Origin of the sequence: Streptomyces sp. NPDC059003, assembly GCF_042740445.1 — a bacterium.
GTDB lineage: Bacteria > Actinomycetota > Actinomycetes > Streptomycetales > Streptomycetaceae > Streptomyces.
The window spans coordinates 1-20,562 of the sequence record NZ_JBHYJH010000161.1 but is presented as its reverse complement, the minus strand read 5'-3'; the positions used below and the strand labels follow the sequence as shown (position 1 = coordinate 20,562).

Genomic DNA, 20,562 nt, shown 5'->3' with positions numbered 1-20,562 from the left:
CTTCACGGGCGTGAAGTCCCGCGCCCCGATGAACGCGGGCCGCCGCACCGGCGCCGCGAACGGCTCCACCGCCTCGTTCTCCACGCTGTTGAAGACGAGGAAGACGTTCGAGCGCGGATACGGCGTGATGTTGTCCCCGGAGCCGTGCATGGCGTTGCAGTCGAACCACGTCGCCGCGCCCGCTTCGCCCGTGAACAGGCGGATGCCGTGGTCGGACGCGAGCCGCGTCAGCGCCTCGTCGGACGGGGTGCCCGCGTCCTGCATCTGCAGGGACTTCTTGTAGTTGTCCTTCGGCGTCGCGCCCGCGCAGCCGAGGAACGTCCGGTGCGACCCGGGCATGATCATCAGGCCGCCGTTGGTGTCGTGGTTCTTCGTCAGCGCGATCGACACCGACACGGTGCGCATGCGCGGCAGGCCGTCCTCGGCGTGCCAGGTCTCGAAGTCCGAGTGCCAGTAGAAGCCGGAGGCCCCGAAGCCGGGCTTCACATTGATCCGGGACTGATGGACGTACACGTCCGAGCCGAGGATCTGCCGCGCACGGCCGACCACGCGCGGGTCGGCCGCGAGCCGCCCGAAGAGCTCGCTGATCCTGTGCACCTCGAAGATGGAGCGGATCTCCTGGGAGCGCGGCTCCACGATCGAGCGCTCGTCGGCGCGCATCTCCGGGTCGTTGACCAGGCGTTCGAGCTCGGCGTGGTACGTCGCGACCTCGTCCGGCGTGATCAGCTGGTCGACGGCGAGGAACCCGTCCCGGTCGAACCCCGAAAGGTCCTCGTCGGTGAAGGGACCCCGGGTGCCGGGCGCGGACCACACCACGGGGTCCTTGCGCTCGATCAGCACCTCCTCGGCGCCCCGGGTCGGGTACAGGTCGCTGAGCGTGGCGGTCACTTGACGCCCTCCTCCGTCAGGAGCGGGTACACCCCGTTCTCGTCGTGGTCCTCCCGGCCGGTGACCGGCGGGTTGAAGACGCACAGGCAGCGGAAGTCCTTCTTGACCCGCAGGGTGTGCTTCTCGTGCCCGTCGAGCAGATACATGGTGCCGGGCGTGATGGTGAACCTCTCACCGGTCTCGTCGTTGGCCAGCTCCGCCTCGCCCTCGGTGCAGACGACGGCCTCGATGTGGTTGGCGTACCACATGGACGTCTCCGTGCCCGCGTACAGCACGGTCTCGTGCAGCGAGAAGCCGACGCGCTCCTTGGCGAGCACGATGCGCTTGCTCTCCCAGGTGCCGGACGCGGCCCTGACGTGTCGGTCGGTTCCTTCGATGTCCTTGAACGAGCGGACGATCACGGTGAGTTGCTGCCTTTCTTGCTGGTGGTACGGGGTGAAGGAGCAGGTCGTACGGGGGTGTCAGGCCGTCTCGCGGACGGCGCGGGCCAGCGTGCGCAGGCCCTCGTCGAGCTCGTCGGCGGTGATCGTCAGGGCCGGGAGCAGCTTGACGACCTCGCTCTCGGGGCCGGACGTCTCGATGAGCAGGCCGAGGTCGAAGGCGCGGCGTGCGACGGCGCTCGCGCGGTCCTTGTCGTGGAACTCGATGCCCCAGACCAGGCCGCGGCCGCGGTACTCCTTGATGGCGGCGCGGTTCTCGTCGACGATCGCGACCAGGGCCTGCTCGACCTGTTCGCCGCGGGCGCGGGTCTGCTTCTCCATGGCGGGGCCGTCGGACCAGTAGGTCTCCAGGGCGGCGGCGGCCGTGACGAAGGCGGGGTTGTTGCCGCGGAAGGTGCCGTTGTGCTCGCCGGGCTCCCACACGTCGAGTTCGGGCTTGAACAGGGTCAGCGCCATGGGCAGGCCGTAGCCGCTGATCGACTTCGAGACGGTGACGATGTCGGGGGTGATGCCCGCCTCCTCGAAGGAGAAGAACGCACCGGTGCGCCCGCAGCCCATCTGGATGTCGTCGACGATCAGCAGCATGTCCTGACGGCGGCACAGGGCTTCGAGCGCCCGCAGCCACTCGGCGCGCGCGACATTGATGCCGCCCTCGCCCTGCACGGTCTCCACGATCACCGCGGCCGGCTTGTTCAGACCGGAGCCCTGGTCCTCCAGGAGCCGCTCGAACCACAGGAAGTCGGGGACCTTGCCGTCCAGATAGTGGTCGAAGGGCATGGGCGTGCCGTGCACGAGCGGGATCCCGGCGCCCGCACGTTTGAAGGCGTTGCCGGTCACCGCCAGGGAACCGAGCGACATGCCGTGGAAGGCGTTGGTGAACGACACGATCGACTCACGGCCCTTGACCTTGCGGGCCAGCTTCAGCGCCGACTCCACCGCGTTGGTGCCCGTCGGACCCGGGAACATCACCTTGTACGGCAGATCCCGCGGCCGCAGGATCAGGTTCTGGAACGACTCCAGGAACGCCCGCTTGGCCGTCGTCGACATGTCCAGACCGTGCGTGACCCCGTCCCGCTCCAGATAGTCGAGCAACGCCCGCTTCAGCACGGGGTTGTTGTGCCCGTAGTTCAGCGAACCGGCACCGGCGAAGAAGTCGAGGTAGGCATGACCGTCCTCGTCGAACATGCGGCTGCCCTGCGCGCGGTCGAAGACAGCAGGCCAACCGCGGCAGTAGCTGCGCACCTCCGACTCCAGGGTCTCGAAGACGCTCAGGTCGGGCTGGGTGATGGTCACAGCGGATCTCCTGGGAGATGAAAGAAAGCGTGGGAGGTGAGGAGGAGGGAGAACGAGGGGGAACGGGAGGGGCGTCACCGGCGCGCGGGGCGCGCTCAGTCGCGTGGCGGCGCCAACGGCCCGATGCGGTACAGGACTTCGGGCTCGTGGCCGCCGTCGTCCTCGGGGAAAACGCCCGCGTCGAACAGGACGGTGCGCGCGACCGCCGCGCCGTGCCGCCGTGCGAACGAGGTGAACACCCGCTCCGACGCGCTGTTCCCCGGGGTGATGGTGGTCTCCAGGGCGGTCAGCTCGCGGTGCCCGGCGGTCTTCGAGACGAGCCCGTCGACCAGGGCACCGGCGAGACCGCGGCCCCGGTGCTCGTGGTCGACCGCCAGCTGCCAGACCACCAGGGTGTGCGGCTGCTCGGGCCGGACGTAGCCGGTGACGAATCCGGCGAGCCCGCCCCGGGCGTCCCGGGCCACGGCGGAGGTCGCCGCGAAGTCGCGACACCACAGCAGATAGCTGTACGAGGAGTTGAGGTCGAGGACCTTCGAGTCCCGGGCGATCCGCCAGATCGCGGCCCCGTCGGCGACACCGGGAGTGTCGAGCCGCAGGCCTTCGGGCATTTCCAGGAATTGCGCTTGCAGGTCGGTCGGAAGATCGGCTTGTGCAGCGGTCATGCGGATTGAATTTACCGAGCAATTTCTGGGATTGCATCGGGGGAAGGGGTTACGCGGCGGCGCCCGATGTGTTATCGCGCAGGCGCGGGCGCCCGCACGAAATCTCGGCGTTATCTACCGATTCGCACCCCTCATTCCTCGCAAATCAGACACGATGTGGAGTGCGTCACAGCCCCGTAACCCGAGCGAGACGCGTCCGAATTACGGCGTTTGGTGCTGGCGAAACCTTAGTGTTTAGGGTCCGGGAAAGCGGGCAGAAGAATACGGGAAGCTGCGCTCATAAAGAATTCATGAAGAGGTAAGAATTCCCCGTGGAATCGCGGACCTGGCGCGTGCGCGCGAGGGCAGGAGATTCAGCCCGTCCGGCGTTTGAGGACGAGGCGCGGAGCGCCGAAAAGGGGGGAAAGGGGCGCAGCCCCAGCCGTACGCGGGGGCTGGGGCCGCGGCCACAGGTAAGGGCGGGCGGGTGGGGGAGAGACCTAACCCCAGGCGGACGTCACCGCGCGGCGAGCCGCCTCCAGATCCACCGCAAGCCCGAACTCGGCCATCGCGGCCCCCAGCGCCGCAAGCGACGCATGGACGACACCCCGCGTCGCATCCGGCCCGTAGTGATTGACCCGAATCATCTCCGAGGCAAGAGCCCCACCCCCCGCCACGAGAGGCAACACGGGGTCGGCCGCAAGGGACTTGGCGACCAGCTCGGCCGCGTCCACGCCCCGCGGCGCACGCAGCGTCGTGGCGACGGGCGCCGCGTCCCCGGCCTCGTACACATACGGTTCGAGGCCGCCGCCCAAGGCGACCGCGCCCGCCCGCGTCGCCGCCGCGGCCGTCGCGTGCCGCGCCATCAGCGCGTCGAGACCCTCGGTCTCGATCCGCTCCACGCACGCTTCGAGCGCGAGCATCTCCAGCTGCGCGGGCGCGTGCAGGAGCGCCTTGCGGCCGCCGTCGACCCAGCGCTCCTTCCAGTCCAGGAGGGAGAGGTACGAGCGGCGCGGGGCCTGCGGGTTCGCGGCGATGCGCTGCCAGGCGCGCTCGCTGACCGACACCGCCGACACACCGGCGGGACCGCCCATCGCCTTCTGCGCGCCGATCACGCACAGGTCCACGCCCCACGCGTCCGGAAGCAGCGGCTCGGCGGCCACGGAGGCGACGGCGTCGAGCATGAACAGGGCGCCGTGCTCGCGTACGACCGCGCCGATCTCCGCGACGGGGTTGGTGTTGCCCGTCGCGGCCTCGGCGTGCACGAGCGACACGAAGTCGATCTCCGGGTGCTCGGCGAAGGCCTGCTCGACCTGCGCGGCGGTGACCGCCGTGTGGAACGGCACGGCCAGGTCGACGACCTGCGCCCCGCAGTCGCGCAGCCAGTTCCCGAAGGTCTGGCCGTACGGCCCCGTGATCACGTTCAGCGCGGTCGTGCCGGGCCGCGCGGCGCCGCGGATGCAGCCCTCCAGGGGAAGCAGCGCCTCGCCCTGCATGATCACGACGTCCTGCTCGGTGTCCAGGAGCCGGGCCACGCGGTCCTCGATGGAGGCGAAGTGCGCGGCGCTCAGCGGGGGCAGGTCAAGAAAGGGGTGAGCCATGGGCCCGAGCGTACCGGCCGCCCACGACAGGTCCCTCGCCTCCTAAGCTGCTGTCCATGAGCGATCACGCGGTGCTGCACGTGAAGGGGCGGGTGCTCGTCGGGCCCGAGGACGTACGGGACGAGCTGTGGGTGGTCGGCGGGCGCGTGACCTTCGAACGGCCCGCCGCCGCGGACGTGGTGACCGTCCAGGGGTGGGCGCTGCCCGGCCTCGTCGACGCGCACTGCCACGTCGGGCTCGACGCCCACGGGCCGGTCCCCGCCGAGGAGGCCGAGAAGCAGGCGCTCACCGACCGCGACGCGGGCGCGCTCCTGCTGCGGGACGCGGGCTCCCCCTCCGACACCCGCTGGACCGACGACCGCGACGACCTGCCGAAGATCATCCGCGCGGGCCGGCACATCGCCCGCACCCGCCGCTACATCCGCAACTACGCCCACGAGATCGAGCCCGACGACCTCGTCGCGTACGTCGCGCGGGAGGCCCGGCGCGGCGACGGCTGGGTCAAGCTCGTCGGCGACTGGATCGACCGTGAGGCGGGCGACCTCACCGCATGCTGGCCGCGCGGCGCCGTCGAGGCCGCCATCGCCGAGGCGCACCGGCTCGGCGCCCGCGTCACCGCGCACTGCTTCGCCGAGGACTCGCTGAGGGACCTCGTCGAGGCGGGCATCGACTGCGTCGAACACGCCACGGGCCTGACCGAGGACACCATCCCGCTGTTCGCGGAGAACGGCGTCGCGATCGTCCCGACCCTCGTGAACATCGCGACGTTCCCGCAGCTCGCCGCCGGTGGCGAGCAGAAGTTCCCGAAGTGGTCCGCGCACATGCGGCGCCTGCACGAGCGGCGCTACGACACGGTGCGGGCGGCGTACGACGCCGGGGTGCCGATCTACGCCGGGACCGACGCCGGGGGCTCCCTCGCCCACGGCCTCATCGGCGCCGAGGTCGCGGAGCTCACCCGGGCGGGCATCCCCGTGCGGGACGCGCTGTCCGCGGCGACGTGGGGAGCGCGGACCTGGCTGGGGCGCCCCGGCCTGGTCGAGGGCGCGCCGGGGGACCTCGTGGTGTACGAGGCCGACCCGCGGTCGGACGTCCGGGTGCTCACCGCGCCGCGGCGGGTGGTTCTGAACGGGCGGATCGTGGGTTGACAGAGGGTGACGTCGCTGGAGCCGGATCGTTGAACAGGGATTTGTGGCTCCCTGCATGTCAGCGGTGGTGATGGCCCCGGTGGGTGCGGTTCAGGGGGCGCGAGGGAACGCTCGTGCCTCCCGATTCGAAAGCAGGGGCGGAAACCTCCCGTTGGGGTGAACTCACGCCAGGTTGCTGACCGTTCACTCTGAGTGCGTAAAGATTCCGGAGTCGGCGGCGCCGCCCGGGCGCTCACCGGCTCCAGTGGTGCCGTGCGCACGCGATGTCCCCGTGTGGCGTGCGCCGGCGGCACCTTCGTGACTCAAGTGAGGGTTCCACCACCTTGACCAGCAGCACTTTCCGTCGACTGCCCGCGCGCCGCATCGGCGCGATCGCCACCGCCACCGTGTTCGCCGCCGGTCCCGCGGCGCTCGCCGCGGCCGGCCCCGCCCACGCGACGGACGACCACCGCGGCGGCCGCGCGGACGCCGTCGTCCTCCGCACCGGCCTCGACGTCTCCCTCCTCGGCAGGACCGCGGACCTGCCCCTCAAAGTCGCGCTCAACGAAGTCAGCGCCCCCGCGAGCGCCGAGCGGACCGCGCTCACCACCAAGCTGGACGGCGTGGACGGCGGGCGGCCGTTCAGCGTGCTGCGCGCCGACGTCGCCACCGCGCGCGGCACCGTGAAGGGCGACACGGCCGAGGGGTACAGCAATATCGCGCGCGCCAAGGTGCACCTGCCGGGCCTGCCGCTGCTTCCCCTCGTCGAGCTCGACCAGGTCACGTCCAAGGCCGTGTGCGCGGCGGGCAAGCGGCCCGTGGCCGAGTCGCGACTCCTCGGCAGCGTGACCGTCCTCGGTAAGAAGGTCGCCGTGAAGGCCGCGGGCACCACCCAGGTCTCCGTCCCCGGCGTCGGCGAGGTCAGCCTCGACCTGTCGTCGACGCGCACCACGTCCCGTACGGCCGCCGCGACCGGGCTGCGGCTCCAGGTGTCCGTCGACCCGCTCAAGCTCGGCGTCGCGGCCGTCGAGGGCACGGTGACGCTCGCGGGCGCGACCTGCGCGGCGCCGTCCGGGCCGGGGGCCAAGCCGTTGCCCGAGCCGCAGGTCGACAAGAAGGAACCGGTCGCGGCGAAGGCGGAGCCGGCCCCCGAGAAGGACAACCTCGCGGAGACCGGGGGCAGTTCGAAGACTCCGTACGTGGCGGGGGGAGCGGTCGCCCTACTCCTCGCCGGGGGCGGCGTGCTGGCCTATACGCGCCGCCGCTAGCACTGGCGGGGCGCCCTTCCGGCCGACTGCGCCCCGTCGGCTGCGCATGGGGTGGGCGGGCGGGGTAGCTCCCGCCGCGAAGCGGCGGGCCGGAGGCGTATCGGGCCCGGTGCGGGCGGTGGGCGGTGCGTCGCGGTTGTGGGTGGGTGCGGGTCGGTGGGGGGTTTCCGCCGCTACCGCGGCGGTTTGTTTCCCACCCGCCCGCCCGTTTCTGCCCTCCCGCGGGGTGGACGCCCCCGGCGGAGGCTGGGCGCCGTCGGCGGCTGCGGGGGCCGCGCCGCGCGGGGGCGTTGCCGCATATACGCCGCCGGCGCAGCGCGTAAGCGTATGGGCGGGCGGGTGGGAGACCCCCGCCGCGGAGCGGCGGGCCCGGCGGCGCATAGGCCCACCTATGTCTGCACGATGCCCGATTGTGTTTACTTCAGGGAGACGGACCCGTATGGTCCGAGGGAAACAACACGACCGGGCAAAAGCAGGGGGCCCCGAGCCATGTACGGACCAGAGCGCCAACAACAAATCCTGAACCTCGCCCGCGAGAGCGGGCGAGTGGACGTGCTGTCGCTCGCCGCCGAGTTCCAGGTGACCGCCGAGACGATCCGCCGCGACCTGAAGGCCCTGGACCGCGCGGGCCTGGTCCGCAGGGTGCACGGCGGCGCGATCCCGGCGGGCCGCCTCGACTTCGAGCCGGACCTCGCGGAGCGGGAGGGCACGGCCGCCGACGAGAAGGACCGCATCGCCCGCGCCGCCCTCGCCGAGCTCCCGCAGGACGGCAGCGTGATCCTGGACGCGGGCTCGACGGTGGCCCGCCTGGCCGCCGCGCTCCCGCTGGAGTCCACGCTGACGGCGGTGACGCACAGCCTGCCGACGGCCGCCCGCCTGGCCGACCACCCCGGCATCCAGCTGCACCTGGTCGGCGGCCGCGTCCGGCACCGTACGCGGGCGGCGGTCGACGCCTGGTCGCTGCGCGCGTACGCGGAGATCCGCGCCGACGTGGCCTTCGTCGCCGCGAACGGCTTCTCGGCCGAACACGGCCTGACCACACCGGACCTGGCGGAGGCGGCCGTGAAGCGCGCCGCCGTCGCCGCGGCCCGCCGCGTGGTCCTGCTCGCCGACAGCACCAAGCACGGCCAGGAGCACTTCGCCCGCTTCGCCGACCTGACGGACGTGGACGTACTGATCACGGACACGGGCCTCAGCCCCGAGGACGCCACCGCGATCGAACGCGCGGGCACGGAGGTCGTACGCGCATGACGCCCCGCACGCCCCGCACGCCCCGCACCCCCCACAGCGCAGCCCCCACCGACACCACCGCCGACACCCCCACCGGCACCCTCACCGACGCCCCCGCCACCCCCACCCCCACCCCCGGACCCATGATCCTCACCATCACCCCCAACCCCTCCCTCGACCGCACCTACGAGGTCCCCGCCCTGGACCGCGGCGAGGTCGTCCGCGCCACCGGCGAGCGGATGGACCCGGGCGGCAAGGGCGTGAACGTCTCGCGGGCCGTGGCCGCCGCAGGCGTGCGCACGCTCGCGGTGCTCCCCCTCGGCGGCGCCCCCGGCGCCCTGGTCGCCCAACTCCTCGACGAGCAGGGCATCCCGGCCGCCCCCGTCACCGTCGCCGGACAGACCCGGTCGAACATCTCCGTCGCCGAACCCGACGGCACCCTCACGAAGATCAACGCCCCCGGCCCCGAGCTCGGCGCGGCGGAGAGCGAGGCGCTGCTCGCCGCCGTCGCCGAACACGCCCCGCGCGCCGACTGGATCGCCTGCTGCGGCAGCCTCCCGCGCGGCCTCGCGCCGTCCTGGTACGCGGAACTGGTCCGCCGCTGCCACGCCGCCGGAGCCCGGATCGCCCTCGACACCTCAGGTCCGGCCCTGCTCGCCGCCCTCGCCGAGCACCCCGACGTCGTCAAGCCGAACGCCGACGAACTCGCGGAGGCCGTCGGCCGCCCCCTGGCCACGGTCGGCGACGCCCTCAAGGCGGCCGCCGAACTGCGCGAACGCGGCGCCCGCGCCGTCCTCGCCAGCCTCGGCGCCGACGGCCAACTCCTCGTCGACGCCGCGGGCGCGCACTTCGCGTACGCCCGTGTCGACTCCGTACGCAGCAACGTCGGCGCGGGCGACAGCTCCCTCGCCGGTTTCCTGATCGAGGGCGGCACCGGGCCCCGCGCCCTCGCCTCGGCCGTGGCGCACGGCGCCGCCGCCGTCCAGCTCCCCGGCAGCCGGCTGCCGGCCCCGTCCGACCTCGCGCCGGACACCGTCACCGTCACGGACGAGGTCCCGCTCGACCACGTCCTGACCGAACCCGCGTCCTGACCGAACCCGCGGCCTGAGTCCCCCTGCGAAGGAGCCCGCGATGAGCGACATGATCACTGCGGACCTTGTCGACCTCGAACTCGACCGGTCAGCCGACACGAAGGAGGCCGCGGCCCGCGCCCTCGCCACCCGCATGGTGCGCCTCGGCCGGGTCACCGACCTGGAAGGCTTCCTCGCCGACGTGGCCGCGCGCGAGGCCCAGATGCCCACCGGCCTGGACGGCGGCATCGGCATCCCGCACTGCCGCAGCGCCCACGTCACGGAGCCGACCCTGGCCTTCGGCCGCAGCGCCCGGGGCATCGACTTCGGCGCCCCCGACGGCCCCGCCGACCTCATCTTCCTCATAGCGGCCCCCACCGGCGCGGACGACGCCCACCTGACCATCCTGTCGTCCCTGGCACGACAGTTGATGGACACGGACTTCACGACGGCCCTGCGCACAGCCCCGAACGCGGAGTCAGCAGTGGCACTGATCAGCGGAGACGAGACCGCAACTGCGTCCGCCCCCGCTGAGGGCGACGCCCCCGCCCCCACTGCGGGCGACGGCCCCGCCCCCGCACCGACCGAACCCTTCCGCATCGTCGCCGTCACCTCCTGCCCCACCGGCATCGCCCACACCTACATGGCCGCAGAGGCACTCGAAACCGCCGCCCGCGAGGCAGGCGTAGAACTGGTCGTCGAGACCCAGGGCTCGGCAGGATTCACCCGCCTGACCGCAGAGGCCATCGAAGCCGCGGACGGGGTGATCCTCGCCCACGACCTCCCCGTACGCGAAAAGCACCGCTTCGCGGGCAGGCCCACCGTCGACGTAGGCGTGAAGGCGGGCATCAACCGGCCCGCCGAACTCATCGCCGAGGTACGGGAGAAGGCGGCCCGCGGCGAGACGACGGCCCCCGCGCATCCGTCCCCGGTGGACAAGACCGGTGACAGCAGGGACGGTTACGGCACCAAGCTGCGCAAATGGTTGATGTCCGGCGTCAGTTACATGGTCCCGTTCGTCGCCGCGGGCGGCCTCCTCATCGCGCTCGGCTTCGCCATCGGCGGCTGGAAGATCGACAAGGCCCCGTCCGTGGCCGAGCACTTCGCGTGGACCGACCACACCAGTTGGGCGGCGCTCCTCTTCCAGACCGGCGGCCTCGCCTTCGCGTTCCTGGTGCCGGTCCTCGCGGGCTACATCGCGTACGGCATGGCCGACCGGCCAGGACTCGTGCCGGGGTTCGTCGGCGGCTCGGTCGCGATCACCATCGAGGCGGGTTTCCTCGGCGGGCTCGCCGCCGGTCTGTTCGCGGGCGGCGTCGTCATGGGCATCCAGCGTCTGCGCGTCCCGGCCGCGCTGCGCGGCATCATGCCGGTCGTCGTGATCCCGCTGGTGTCGTCGGCGGTGGTCGGCTTCCTGATGTTCCTGGTCGTCGGCAAGCCCATCGCGTCACTGCAGGGCGCCCTGACCGACTGGCTGGAGGGCCTGTCCGGCGCCAACGCCGTCATCCTCGGCGTGATCCTCGGCCTGATGATGTGCTTCGACCTGGGCGGCCCGCTCAACAAGGTCGCGTACGCCTTCGCCGTCGGCGGACTCGCCAGCCCCACGGACGGCTCCCTGAAGGTGATGGCCGCGGTGATGGCGGCCGGCATGGTGCCGCCGCTCGCGATGGCCCTCGCGACCACGGTCCGCGGCGGGCTCTTCACGAAGGCGGAGCGCGAGAACGGCAAGGCGGCCTGGTTCCTCGGCGCCTCCTTCATCACGGAGGGCGCAATTCCGTTCGCCGCCGCCGACCCGCTGCGGGTCATCCCGGCGTCGATGGCGGGCGGCGCGGTCACCGGCGCCCTGTCGATGGCGTTCGGCTGCACGCTGCGCGCCCCGCACGGCGGCGTCTTCGTGGTCCCGCTGATCGGGCGTCCGCTGCTCTATCTGCTCGCGATCGCCGCCGGTGTGTGCGTGTCGACGGCCGTCGTGGTCCTGCTCAAGGGCGCGCGCGGGGCGGCCGACCCGCCGGGGGAGGGGGCCGCGGAGACCTCCCCGGTCCCGGCGACCGCCTGACTGGAACGCGCTGTTCCGTATCCGCGTACGGGGTGTGCGCGGCCCACTCGTACTGACGGGCCCTGCACACATGCACGGACCGGCACGGCGTGGGCATACTGCTGGTACTGCGGCACACGGGCCCGGACACGGGCAGCACCCGCCGGGGGGCCACCGTGAGCGACCTTCAGCAGAGTCACCTCAGCAGTCTGCTCGGCATGGTCACCCAGCTCACCGAGCAGGCACAGGCGAACGCCGAGCAGAACACCGAAGCCGCCCGGGTCTTCCTCGCCGTCTACTCCGGCTTCCTCATCGAGACCGGCGCCGGCATCCGCTGGCTCCTCGAACCGTCCCTCATCGAGCACGCCACCGCCGTCATCCGCGAGCACGAACCCGGCGTCGGCCCCGCCCGCGCCGACCTCGCCGCCCGGCTGCTCGCGACCCTGTGGTCGTCGTGCGTCCTCGCCGGCGTCGACACGGAGGACTGGGACCGCGAGGCGCCCGAACTGCCCGCGGTCTGCGTACGGATGGCGGGGCTGCTCACGGGCGAGCGCGAGCCGGCCGCGGGGGACGGGGCCTGGGACCCCGACCTGCCGGACCTCCCCGACGTATCTGACCTCCCCGACGTGTCCGATCTGTGGGACGGTGACGTGCGGGACGACTGAGACGTACGAGTGAGACGTACGAGGCGGCCGAACCGTGCGAGATGCGTCACTTCGGGGATAAAGACCCCTTAAGGCCCCTGTTGCGGACCTGGCGGCTGTTGTCTACTGAGCGGCATGTTCCAGGGAGCTTCCATCGTCCACCAGACAGGCGCGGCCCTGCTCGCCGCGGTGACCGTCATCTGGGCCGTGACCTTCGTCCAGATGCGCCGCCGGGGGCCCGAACTCCAGGGGCAGGACGGCGCGTCGCTGCGCTCGCTGCCGGTGCAGTCGGGGCCACCGGGCGCGGAGTCCGTCGAGCTGACGGCGGACGAACGGGACGCGTTCGCCCGCCTGGTACGGCAGTTCGGCAAGGGCCGCGGCTGACCTCGGCCCCTCATCGCGGCCAACGGGGCGGGTTCAGCGCGGCCGACGGCGCGTTCAGCGTGCGCGCGTCGCGGGGAACGCCCGTGCGCGCCGCTCCATGGCCGCGCGCGCCGCGCGCTCGCTCAGATACACCTCGCACATGTGGCGCCCGTCGGACGTCGCCGTGTGCTCGACCTCCCAGAGGCTGACCTCCGAGCCGTCGAAGAGCAGAAACGCGTGCTCGTACAGCGAGAAGCCGAGCCGGGCCTCGCCGCTGAGGCCGGAGCGGCCGAAGGCCTGCGTGATCTGGTGCGCGAAGGCCGAGCGCAGCAGTCTGGCCATGTCGTCGCCGGGGCGGTCGACGCCCGCGGCGTTCTCCGCGCGGCGCAGGAGCCGGCGCGCGTGGTCGGCGGAGTCGTCGGGGACGTAGGCGTGCCGCGGCTCGTTCGCCGCCGTCAGCTGGAGGACGACCGGCAGTTCGGCGGCGGGGGTGTCCGGCGGCAGCGGCAGGCGCGCCGTGGCGACCCCGGCCTCCTCCTCGTCCAGATACAGCTCGTACTGAGCGGCGCTGCCGGGGCCCGTGTTGTGCACGAGCTCCCAGAGGACGAGGGCGCGGCCGTCGGCGAGCAGCCAGGTGTGGCGGTACGTCTCGCGGTGCAGGCCCGCGCTGTGGTGCGCGGAGTGCAGCGAACTGTCGTACGCAAGGGCGCGCTCCAGGCGCCTTATCGTCTCGTCCGGCAGGTCGAAGGAGTTCAAGGCACGGCTGAGCAGTCGCTCGAGGTGCTCCTCCGGCGAGAGCGGATCGGGCGACTCTGGTGGTTCGTACGCTGTCTCGTACGGAACGCTCACGGATACTCCCGGATGCTTCCGGCGTTGCTGCATGTCACCTTGTGCGTGCATACCGTAGCCCCTGGGTCCGACATCATGTCCGGGAACGGGAAAACGATCGAGCCGCGCGGCAAGTTCCCGCGCGGCTCGCTCCGTTGACGCTCCGTCGGCGCTTCCAGTGCGCCTTGCGGGGCGTCGGACGCGCCCCGCGAGTGCTGTGGCCCGGCCTTGACCGGCCGGTGTCAGCCGGGTCTCAGACGGCGCTGCCCGCCGTCCACTGGCTCCACGACATGTTCCAGCCATTGAGGCCGTTGTCCGGGGCGATCGTCTTGTCCGGCGAACCCTTGACCGTCACGACGTCACCGATGAGCGAGTTGTCGTAGAACCACTTGCCCATGGTGTCGCCCTGCGCGCCCTGCTGGTCCTGCAGTCCGACGCAGCCGTGACTGGTGTTGGCGCTGCCGAAGATGGACGGCGAGCTCCAGTAGTTGCCGTGGATGAACGTGCCGGACGTCGACAGGCGCATCGCGTGCGGGACGTCCTTGATGTCGTACTCACCGCCGAAGCCGACCGTCGAGCCGTTCATCCGGGTCTGCGTGAACTTCTCCGAGATCACCATCTGCCCGTTGTACGTGGGGTTCTGGGGGCTGCCCGCGGAGATCGGAACGGTCTTGATGACCTTGCCGTCCCGCTCGACCGTCATCTTCTTGGCGTTCACGTCGACCGTGGAGACCTGCGCGCGGCCGACGGTGAAGGTGACCGTCTTGTCCTGCACGCCGGTGATGCCGTTGCCGCCCTTCACGCCGTCCAGGTCGATCTTCATCGTGACCTTGGAGCCGGCCTTCCAGTACTCCTGCGGCCGGAAGTCCAGGCGCTGGCCGCCGAACCAGTGGCCGACGACCTTCTGGCCGCTGCTGGAGGTGACCGTGATGTGCGACTGCACGTCCTTCTTGTTGGTGATCGCCTTGTCGAAGGTGAAGGAGACCGGCATGCCCACGCCGACCGTGGTGCCGCCGTCCGGCGTGTACGAGCCGATGAAGCTGTTCGCCGACGCCACCGTCGTGAACGTCGCGTTCTCCGTCGCCGGGCGGCCCTCGCCGTCCTTCGCGTTGGCGGTGACCTTGTACTTCGTACCGCGCTCCAGCTGCGACTTGGGCTTCCAGGTGGAGCCGTCGGAGGCCAGCGTGCCCTCGACCGCCTTGCCCGACGCCACCTCCGTCATCTTGACGGTGGTCAGCTTGCCGCCCTTGACCTTCACGCCGGTGGCGTTGATCGACGCGTCGGTCGCGCCGTCCTTGGAGGAGATGGCTATCTGCGCCCCGGACGCGTCCTTGGAGGACCCGGACTTCTTGTCGTCCTTGGCGTCGGCGTCACCGCCGCAGGCCGTCAGGGTCATCGCGCCGACCGCCGCGAGCGCGGCGGTGGCCAGCAGGACCCGCCGACGGCGACGGTGCTGAGGCTGCGCTGCTATGTCCGGCGTTGTCACGAGCTGCTCCCATAGGGTCGGCGTTCGGCTGGGTTCTTGGTATGTACACGGTCTGGTCCAGTACGGGTAAAGAGTGGCCTCGCGGCGGTTTGGTTCCGCCCCACTGATGTGAGTGCGGGCACACCGGGGGCGCCCACGACCACCCCAATGCGCCCCGGGTTCGCGGTACTTGACGCCTATTTCTAAGAAAGGTGATAAAGGTCCCGGTATGACGGGAATGTCCCTCCGGGCGTCTCCACGGACTCCGCGGCGAGCAGCGCCCGTACGATCGCCCGCGTCACCAGGTCCGCGCCCGCCGCCAGGATCTCGTTCAGCGCGAGCGGACTCGCCCCGTCGAGCTGCCGCTCACCGGTCGCCAGGGCGAACACGGTATCCCCGTCGTGCAGCAGGTGCACCGGACGCACGGCGCGCGCCATGCCGTCGTGCGACGTCCCCGCGAGCTTCTGCGCCTGCGCCTTGGTGAGCTCGGCGTCGGTGGCAACGACGGCGAGCGTCGTGTTCAACGGCGGCCCCCCGTTGCGCGCCGCGGCCTCGGCGAGCCGCCGCCGCGCGTCCTCGTGCACCTCGGCCGCCGGCAACTCCACGGCCCCGTCCATGAACAACCGCCCGTACAACGCCCCCGTCCGCGGATCCACCCCCGCCCCCGCCGCATTCGCCACCGCCAGCGCGGCCACCGTCACACCCGACGCGAGCACGGTGCTCGCCGTGCCGACCCCGCCCTTGACCTGCCCGACCACCGCACCCGTGCCCGCGCCCACGCCGCCCTCGGCCACCACGTGCCCGGCCTCCCGCGACGCCGCGTCCGCCACGGCCGCCCGCCCCGTCGCCGCGTCCGGCCGTGCCCGGAAGTCCCCGCCGCGCCCCAGGTCGAACACACACGCCGCGGGCACCACCGGCACCACGTGCGCCGGATCGGGCCCCACCCGCACCCCGCGGCCCTGCTCCTCCAGCCACGCCATCACCCCGGCCGCCGCGTCGAGCCCGTACGCGCTGCCGCCCGTCAGCACGATCGCCTCCACCCGCTGCACCAGGTTGCGCGGGTCCAGGGCGTCCGTCTCCCGCGTGCCGGGGCCGCCGCCGCGTACGTCCACGGCCGCCACCGCCCCGCCCTCCGGGGCGAGCACCACCGTCGTTCCCGTGAGCCAGCCGTTGCCGCGGCGGTCCGCGTGGCCGACGCGGAGTCCGGCGACGTCGGTCAGCCCGTCGGTGGGGCCCGGTTCCGTGTGTGCGTCAGGTGTCGTCATGCGGCATGCGTATCACCCTTGCGGTGGGGGTGGGTGGGTGCGGGCCGGTGGGGGTTTCCCGCCGCTACCGCGGCGGGTTGGTCTCCCGCCCGCCCGTTTCCGGTCACCCGTGGGGCGGGCGCCCCTCGTGGGGGGTTGTTCGCCGTCGGCGGCTTGGGGATCAGGCTGCTTCCGCTCGGACCATCCGTGATGTCAGCGTCACCCCCACCACGACCGCAAGCGCCGCCACGATGCCCGCCGCCAGGACCGCCCAGCGGCCCGCGAACGTGCACGCCAGGATCGCCACCGACGTGACCGGGAGCACCAGCTGCTGGGCGAGGCCCACCTTGAAGTGGCGCGAGTGCAGCGCCCACACCGTGAACATGTACACCGCCGACGGGATCGTCACGGCAGCCGACGCCGCCGTCTCGGAGATGTGGGCCTTGCCGACGGCCTGCTCCACCGCGACCTCCAGACCGGCCCCGATCGCCGCCGCCGACGCGAAGATCAAATAGTGGCCGTAACCCCACAGGAACGCCTGGTTGTTGGAGCGCAGATGCCCGTGGATCGGCACCACGAAGTAGATCCACCACGCGGCGAAGACGAGCAGCAGTCCGCCCGCGGCGATGGGAAGGAGGTCGCCGAGCGCGTCGTTCTCGTCGATGCCCGACTTCACCGCGACCGTCGCCGCGGCGATCGTCTCGCCGAGCACGATGATCGTGAACAGGCCGTACCGCTCGGAGATGTGGTGCGGGTGCCACGGCGTCGTGCGCACCCGCTCCGCGAACGTCGGCACCGCCATCTCCGCGATCGCCATCACCAGGAACGTCCAGGCCTTCGCCCCCTCCGGCAGGAACAGCAGGCCGAGCCAGCCGACCTGGCACAGGGCGACCCCGCCCGCGTACCGCAGCGCCGTGCTCCGGTCGGGGCCCGTCGTCGAGGCCGCCGCCCGCAGCCACTGCGCGATCAGCGCGAGCCGCATGATCAGATAGCCGAGCCAGACGACGAGGAAGTCGTGGTCCTGGAAGGCCTTCGAGACCCCGGCCGCGAGCACCAGGACCCCGGCGATCTGGATGAGGGTCACGACGCGGTAGAGCGTGTCGTCGTTGTCGTACGCCGACGCGAACCAGGTGAAGTTCATCCAGGCCCACCACATCGCGAAGAACACCATCGCGTAGTTGAGGACCCCGTCGCCCGCGTGCCCCTCGGCGACCGCGTGCACCAGCTGCACACCGGCCTGGGCGACCGCCACCACGAAACACAGGTCGAAGAAGAGCTCCAGCGGCGTCGCCGCGCGGTGCTCCTCGTCCCGCCCACGGGCGACCATCGGCCGCAGCGGCGGGGGAGGAGCGGCGGGAGCCGGTTCTGGAGCGGGAGCTGCGGGAGTTGTGGACGTCATGGGGCAAGGACAGCAGAGCCCGGCGGCGCATCGGGGCGGGTCGGGCCGTGTCGGAGCGGGAGCACTCGCCTGGACGGCGGGTGCGGGCGGGGGCGGGGGAGCGGGTGAGGGAGCGGATGGGGGAGCGGATGGGGGAGCGGATGGGGGAGCGGATGGGGGCGAGAATCTTGTGAACGCGTTCACGAGTGCCCCGGACGTACCCTGGAGGCATGAGCACCGCCCCCGCCTCCGAACCGCGCGATCCGAAGGACGCGAAGCCCCGGCAGAACGCCAAGAACCCGGCGAGCGCGCTGGTCTTCGACGACCCCCTGTCGCAGCAGTCCTCGGACGATACGGATCGTGGGTGGGGTGAGCGGCCGACGGCGGGCGCCGACAGCGCCGCCGACCTCGCCCGCTTCCTCGACGAGAAGCCGCCCCACCACATCTGAGCCCGCGCCACGGCCCGCCCGGCCGGGCCCCGCGACTCCGCTGCGGCCGTCGGCGCCGCTGTTGCTACTGCTACGGCGACAGCTACTGCTCGCTCTGCTCGCCGCGTCCCGGCTGTCCGTCGCTCCCCGCGCCGCGCTGGGCGACCAAGGCGTCGCGGATCTCCTTGAGCACCTCCAGCTCCGTCACCTCGATGACCTCCTTCGTGCCCTCCTTCGCCGCTTGCCGCTCGGCCTGCTTGGCCAGGTACTTCGCCATCGGCAGCACCATGAGGAAGTAGACGACCGCCGCGGTGATCACGAAGCTGAGCGTGGCGCTGAGCACCGAGCCCCACATGATCGGGACGCCCTTGACGGCCTCGCCGTTCTCCACCACGCACGGGCCCTTGAGGCACGATTGGTAGTGGTCGAGATCCTTTGTGCCCAGGGCGCCGACCAGCGGGTTGATGACGCCCTTCACCACCGAGTTCACGATGTTCGTGAACGCGGCGCCGATGACCACCGCGACCGCCAGGTCGACGACGTTGCCGCGGGTCAGGAAGGCCTTGAAGCCCTGCCAGACGCTCGGTTTCTTCTTCTCGCTCACTACCAGGCCTTTCGTTGCAAACGCGGGTTGTGCGGCAAACCGCTTCGCAACCTACGGCAGCGCGTGGTCGCCCTGTCCAATTCGGTAACGCGAACGAGCGACTTGAGGGACTGCCGACCGTCGTACGGGTGTCCGTGCCCAGTGTCCGGCTCATCGCAGGGTCACCGCCAGGCGCGCGGTGGCGCTCGCCCCCGCGAGTCGCGCCGCCGTGGTCCGCGGCACCGCGAGGACGACCAGCGCGCCGCCCTCCGCCGCGCCGTCCGGTGACCGGGGCAGGTCGGACACCCGGGCCCCGGAGGCCACCACGCGCGGCGCGGTCCCGGAGGCCGCCTCAGCCGCGACGACGTCCACCCGGTCGCCGGGGCGCAGCAGCCGCACCGTCGCCGCGTCCGCGATCCGCACCGGCGCCGTCACAAGGCGCGTGGCCCGCCGCGCCCGCCCGTGCGCCCGCTCCTCGCTCCGGTCCTCATCCCGGTCATCCCGGTCACCCCGGTCCCTCGCCGTCGAGGCCGCCGCGGGGCCCTGCGGCCGTGTGCGCTCGGGCTCGCGCGGACCCGCGGCCGCGAGCGCGGCGGCCGTCATCGCGAGGCCCACGGCCAGCGCCCGCCTCCGGTGCCGTGCGAGCCGCCGCAGCCGCTGCCGGCCGCCGCGCACATGCAGCGGCGAGAAGTGCGGCACCTGGCAGGGCGGCGGCGGGGCACCGCTGACGTTGCCGCCACCGGTGCTTCCGCGCGCGGACTCGTACGCGGAGACGCGCGCAGGGGTAGATGAGGAGGTGTGTGAAGGGTCCCGCGTCATGACGACCACCGCCCGCCGTGAGGAGTTCGGATTCCGATCTCACGATGCGGGTTCGCGCCGGATCGCGCCGAGCCCCGTGCGCTACCGGCCGGTTGTGGACAACTCCCTCACCCGAAGGGGAAATTCCGCCCCTACAGAAGCCCTGGGCCCGCCCTCAGACTGAGCTGGGCCCGCCCTCAGGCCAGCTGAGCCCGCCCTCAGACCGCGCTCGGCCCTCGCTCACGGCAGCGGAATCCCCGGCTCCATCCCGCCCAGCGCCCCCGCGCACAAGCAGTCCCGCTCCCCGTCGGCCGGAAGCGCCGCCACCGCGTCGAACAGCACCGTCCGCAGCCGGTCGACGTTCGCGGAGAACACCCGGAGCACCTCGTCGTGCGAGACGCCCGCGCCGGACTCCGCGCCCGCGTCCAGGTCCGTGACCAGGGTCAACGACGTGTAGCAGAGCTCGAGTTCCCGGGCGAGCGCGGCTTCCGGGTGCCCGGTCATGCCGACCACGGACCAGCCCTGCGACGCGTACCAGCGCGACTCCGCCCGGGTCGAGAACCGCGGCCCCTCGATCACCACGAGCGTCCCGCCGTCCACCGGCTCCCAGTCCCGGCCCCGCGCCGCCTTGAGGGCGGCGGCCCGTCCCGCGGGGCAGTAGGGGTCGGCGAGTGACACGTGCACGACGTTCGGCACGGCGCCGTCGGCCAGCGGAAGCCCGTCGAAGTAGGTCTGCTGGCGACCCTGCGTGCGGTCCACGAACTGGTCCGGCACCAGCAGCGTCCCGGGCCCGTACTCGGGCCTGAGGCCGCCCACCGCGCACGGGCCGAGCACCTGGTGCGCGCCCACGGAGCGCAGCGCCCACAGGTTGGCGCGGTAGTTGATGCGGTGCGGCGGCAGATGGTGACCGCGGCCGTGGCGCGGCAGGAAGGCGACCCGCCGTCCCGCTATCTCACCGAGGAACAGGGAGTCGCTCGGAGCGCCGTAGGGGGTGTCGACGTGCACTTCGGTCACGTCGTCGAGGAAGGAGTAGAAGCCCGATCCGCCGATGACGCCGATCTCGGCCTGTGTCGCGTTCGCCGTGTTCACCATGGCCAGCACAGTAGCCGGGCGCGAATTCCCCGGGGAGCCCGCGGCCGGAACGCGGAAGCCCCGTAGCCGCGGGGGCACCGGGCCCGCGGAACCCCGCCCCTACGGAGACACCGGACACGCGGAAGGCCCCGCCGTCCCAAGGACGGCGG

The 20,562-nt window shown here is 72.2% G+C and carries 20 protein-coding genes; 8 read left to right on the top strand and 12 right to left on the bottom strand.

Annotation, left to right across the window (positions count from 1 at the left end):
* The 5 genes from thpD to ACFWZ5_RS36635 all read right to left on the bottom strand — a co-directional run.
* Positions 1-888, bottom strand: an 888-nt coding sequence (thpD, locus tag ACFWZ5_RS36655; RefSeq protein WP_384805272.1) for an ectoine hydroxylase, incomplete at its 3' end; no start/stop codon positions are given.
* Positions 885-1,289: an ectoine synthase gene (locus ACFWZ5_RS36650; protein WP_384805270.1), complete on the bottom strand. Its 405-nt coding sequence runs from the start codon at positions 1,287-1,289 to the stop codon at positions 885-887. The genes ACFWZ5_RS36650 and thpD, both read right to left, overlap by 4 nt.
* Positions 1,290-1,349: 60 nt before the next feature.
* A complete protein-coding gene (ectB, locus tag ACFWZ5_RS36645) occupies positions 1,350-2,621 on the bottom strand; it encodes a diaminobutyrate--2-oxoglutarate transaminase (protein ID WP_384805268.1) in 1,272 nt (423 codons plus the stop codon).
* A 95-nt stretch (positions 2,622-2,716) separates the two neighbouring features.
* Positions 2,717-3,283 carry a diaminobutyrate acetyltransferase gene (ectA, locus tag ACFWZ5_RS36640; RefSeq protein ID WP_384805266.1) on the bottom strand — a complete coding sequence of 189 codons (567 nt, stop codon included), beginning with the start codon at positions 3,281-3,283 and terminating at the stop codon, positions 2,717-2,719.
* A 479-nt stretch (positions 3,284-3,762) separates the two neighbouring features.
* On the bottom strand, positions 3,763-4,863 hold the full coding sequence (locus tag ACFWZ5_RS36635) for a pyridoxal-phosphate-dependent aminotransferase family protein (protein WP_384805264.1): 1,101 nt from the start codon (positions 4,861-4,863) through the stop codon (positions 3,763-3,765).
* A 56-nt stretch (positions 4,864-4,919) separates the two neighbouring features.
* Between ACFWZ5_RS36635 and ACFWZ5_RS36630 the strand changes: the two genes are divergently transcribed.
* From ACFWZ5_RS36630 to ACFWZ5_RS36600, 7 genes are all read left to right on the top strand, one after another.
* Entirely contained in the window at positions 4,920-6,008 is a 1,089-nt protein-coding gene (locus tag ACFWZ5_RS36630; protein ID WP_384805262.1) for an amidohydrolase family protein, read from the top strand.
* 323 nt (positions 6,009-6,331) lie between these two features.
* Positions 6,332-7,255 (top strand): SCO1860 family LAETG-anchored protein, encoded by a 924-nt coding sequence (locus ACFWZ5_RS36625; protein WP_384805260.1) that lies wholly within the window; start codon positions 6,332-6,334, stop codon positions 7,253-7,255.
* Positions 7,256-7,744: 489 nt separating this feature from the next.
* Positions 7,745-8,506, top strand: a complete 762-nt coding sequence (locus tag ACFWZ5_RS36620) for a DeoR/GlpR family DNA-binding transcription regulator (protein ID WP_384792379.1) — start codon at positions 7,745-7,747, stop codon at positions 8,504-8,506.
* Positions 8,507-8,628: 122 nt separating this feature from the next.
* Entirely contained in the window at positions 8,629-9,576 is a 948-nt protein-coding gene (pfkB, locus tag ACFWZ5_RS36615) for a 1-phosphofructokinase (protein ID WP_384792502.1), read from the top strand.
* Positions 9,577-9,616: 40 nt separating this feature from the next.
* Positions 9,617-11,611 carry a fructose-specific PTS transporter subunit EIIC gene (locus ACFWZ5_RS36610; RefSeq protein ID WP_384792376.1) on the top strand — a complete coding sequence of 665 codons (1,995 nt, stop codon included), beginning with the start codon at positions 9,617-9,619 and terminating at the stop codon, positions 11,609-11,611.
* Positions 11,612-11,766: 155 nt separating this feature from the next.
* Complete coding sequence (locus tag ACFWZ5_RS36605; protein WP_384792373.1) at positions 11,767-12,255, top strand: hypothetical protein; 489 nt, start codon at positions 11,767-11,769, stop codon at positions 12,253-12,255.
* A 114-nt stretch (positions 12,256-12,369) separates the two neighbouring features.
* Positions 12,370-12,618, top strand: a complete 249-nt coding sequence (locus tag ACFWZ5_RS36600) for a hypothetical protein (protein ID WP_384792370.1) — start codon at positions 12,370-12,372, stop codon at positions 12,616-12,618.
* Between the two features lie 54 nt (positions 12,619-12,672).
* Here ACFWZ5_RS36600 and ACFWZ5_RS36595 read toward each other — a convergent pair whose 3' ends face one another.
* From ACFWZ5_RS36595 to ACFWZ5_RS36580, 4 genes are all read right to left on the bottom strand, one after another.
* The gene (locus ACFWZ5_RS36595) at positions 12,673-13,446 is read right to left on the bottom strand and encodes a DUF6227 family protein (protein ID WP_384792367.1); all 774 of its coding nucleotides are present in this window, start codon (positions 13,444-13,446) and stop codon (positions 12,673-12,675) included.
* Between the two features lie 232 nt (positions 13,447-13,678).
* Positions 13,679-14,911 carry an Ig-like domain-containing protein gene (locus ACFWZ5_RS36590; protein WP_384792364.1) on the bottom strand — a complete coding sequence of 411 codons (1,233 nt, stop codon included), beginning with the start codon at positions 14,909-14,911 and terminating at the stop codon, positions 13,679-13,681.
* A 182-nt stretch (positions 14,912-15,093) separates the two neighbouring features.
* Positions 15,094-16,155: a P1 family peptidase gene (locus ACFWZ5_RS36585; RefSeq protein ID WP_384891849.1), complete on the bottom strand. Its 1,062-nt coding sequence runs from the start codon at positions 16,153-16,155 to the stop codon at positions 15,094-15,096.
* A gap of 160 nt (positions 16,156-16,315) precedes the next feature.
* Positions 16,316-17,533, bottom strand: a complete 1,218-nt coding sequence (locus tag ACFWZ5_RS36580) for a low temperature requirement protein A (RefSeq protein ID WP_384806086.1) — start codon at positions 17,531-17,533, stop codon at positions 16,316-16,318.
* Between the two features lie 209 nt (positions 17,534-17,742).
* On the opposite strand from ACFWZ5_RS36580, the gene ACFWZ5_RS36575 reads away from it, so the two are divergent.
* Complete coding sequence (locus tag ACFWZ5_RS36575) at positions 17,743-17,961, top strand: hypothetical protein (protein ID WP_384806088.1); 219 nt, start codon at positions 17,743-17,745, stop codon at positions 17,959-17,961.
* An 82-nt stretch (positions 17,962-18,043) separates the two neighbouring features.
* Here ACFWZ5_RS36575 and mscL read toward each other — a convergent pair whose 3' ends face one another.
* The 3 genes from mscL to ACFWZ5_RS36560 form a co-directional block, all read right to left on the bottom strand.
* Complete coding sequence (gene mscL, locus ACFWZ5_RS36570; protein ID WP_384806090.1) at positions 18,044-18,544, bottom strand: large conductance mechanosensitive channel protein MscL; 501 nt, start codon at positions 18,542-18,544, stop codon at positions 18,044-18,046.
* Between the two features lie 150 nt (positions 18,545-18,694).
* Complete coding sequence (locus ACFWZ5_RS36565) at positions 18,695-19,342, bottom strand: hypothetical protein (protein WP_384806092.1); 648 nt, start codon at positions 19,340-19,342, stop codon at positions 18,695-18,697.
* Positions 19,343-19,561: 219 nt separating this feature from the next.
* Entirely contained in the window at positions 19,562-20,413 is an 852-nt protein-coding gene (locus tag ACFWZ5_RS36560) for an S-methyl-5'-thioadenosine phosphorylase (RefSeq protein WP_384806094.1), read from the bottom strand.
* Between the last annotated feature and the right edge of the window lie 149 nt (positions 20,414-20,562).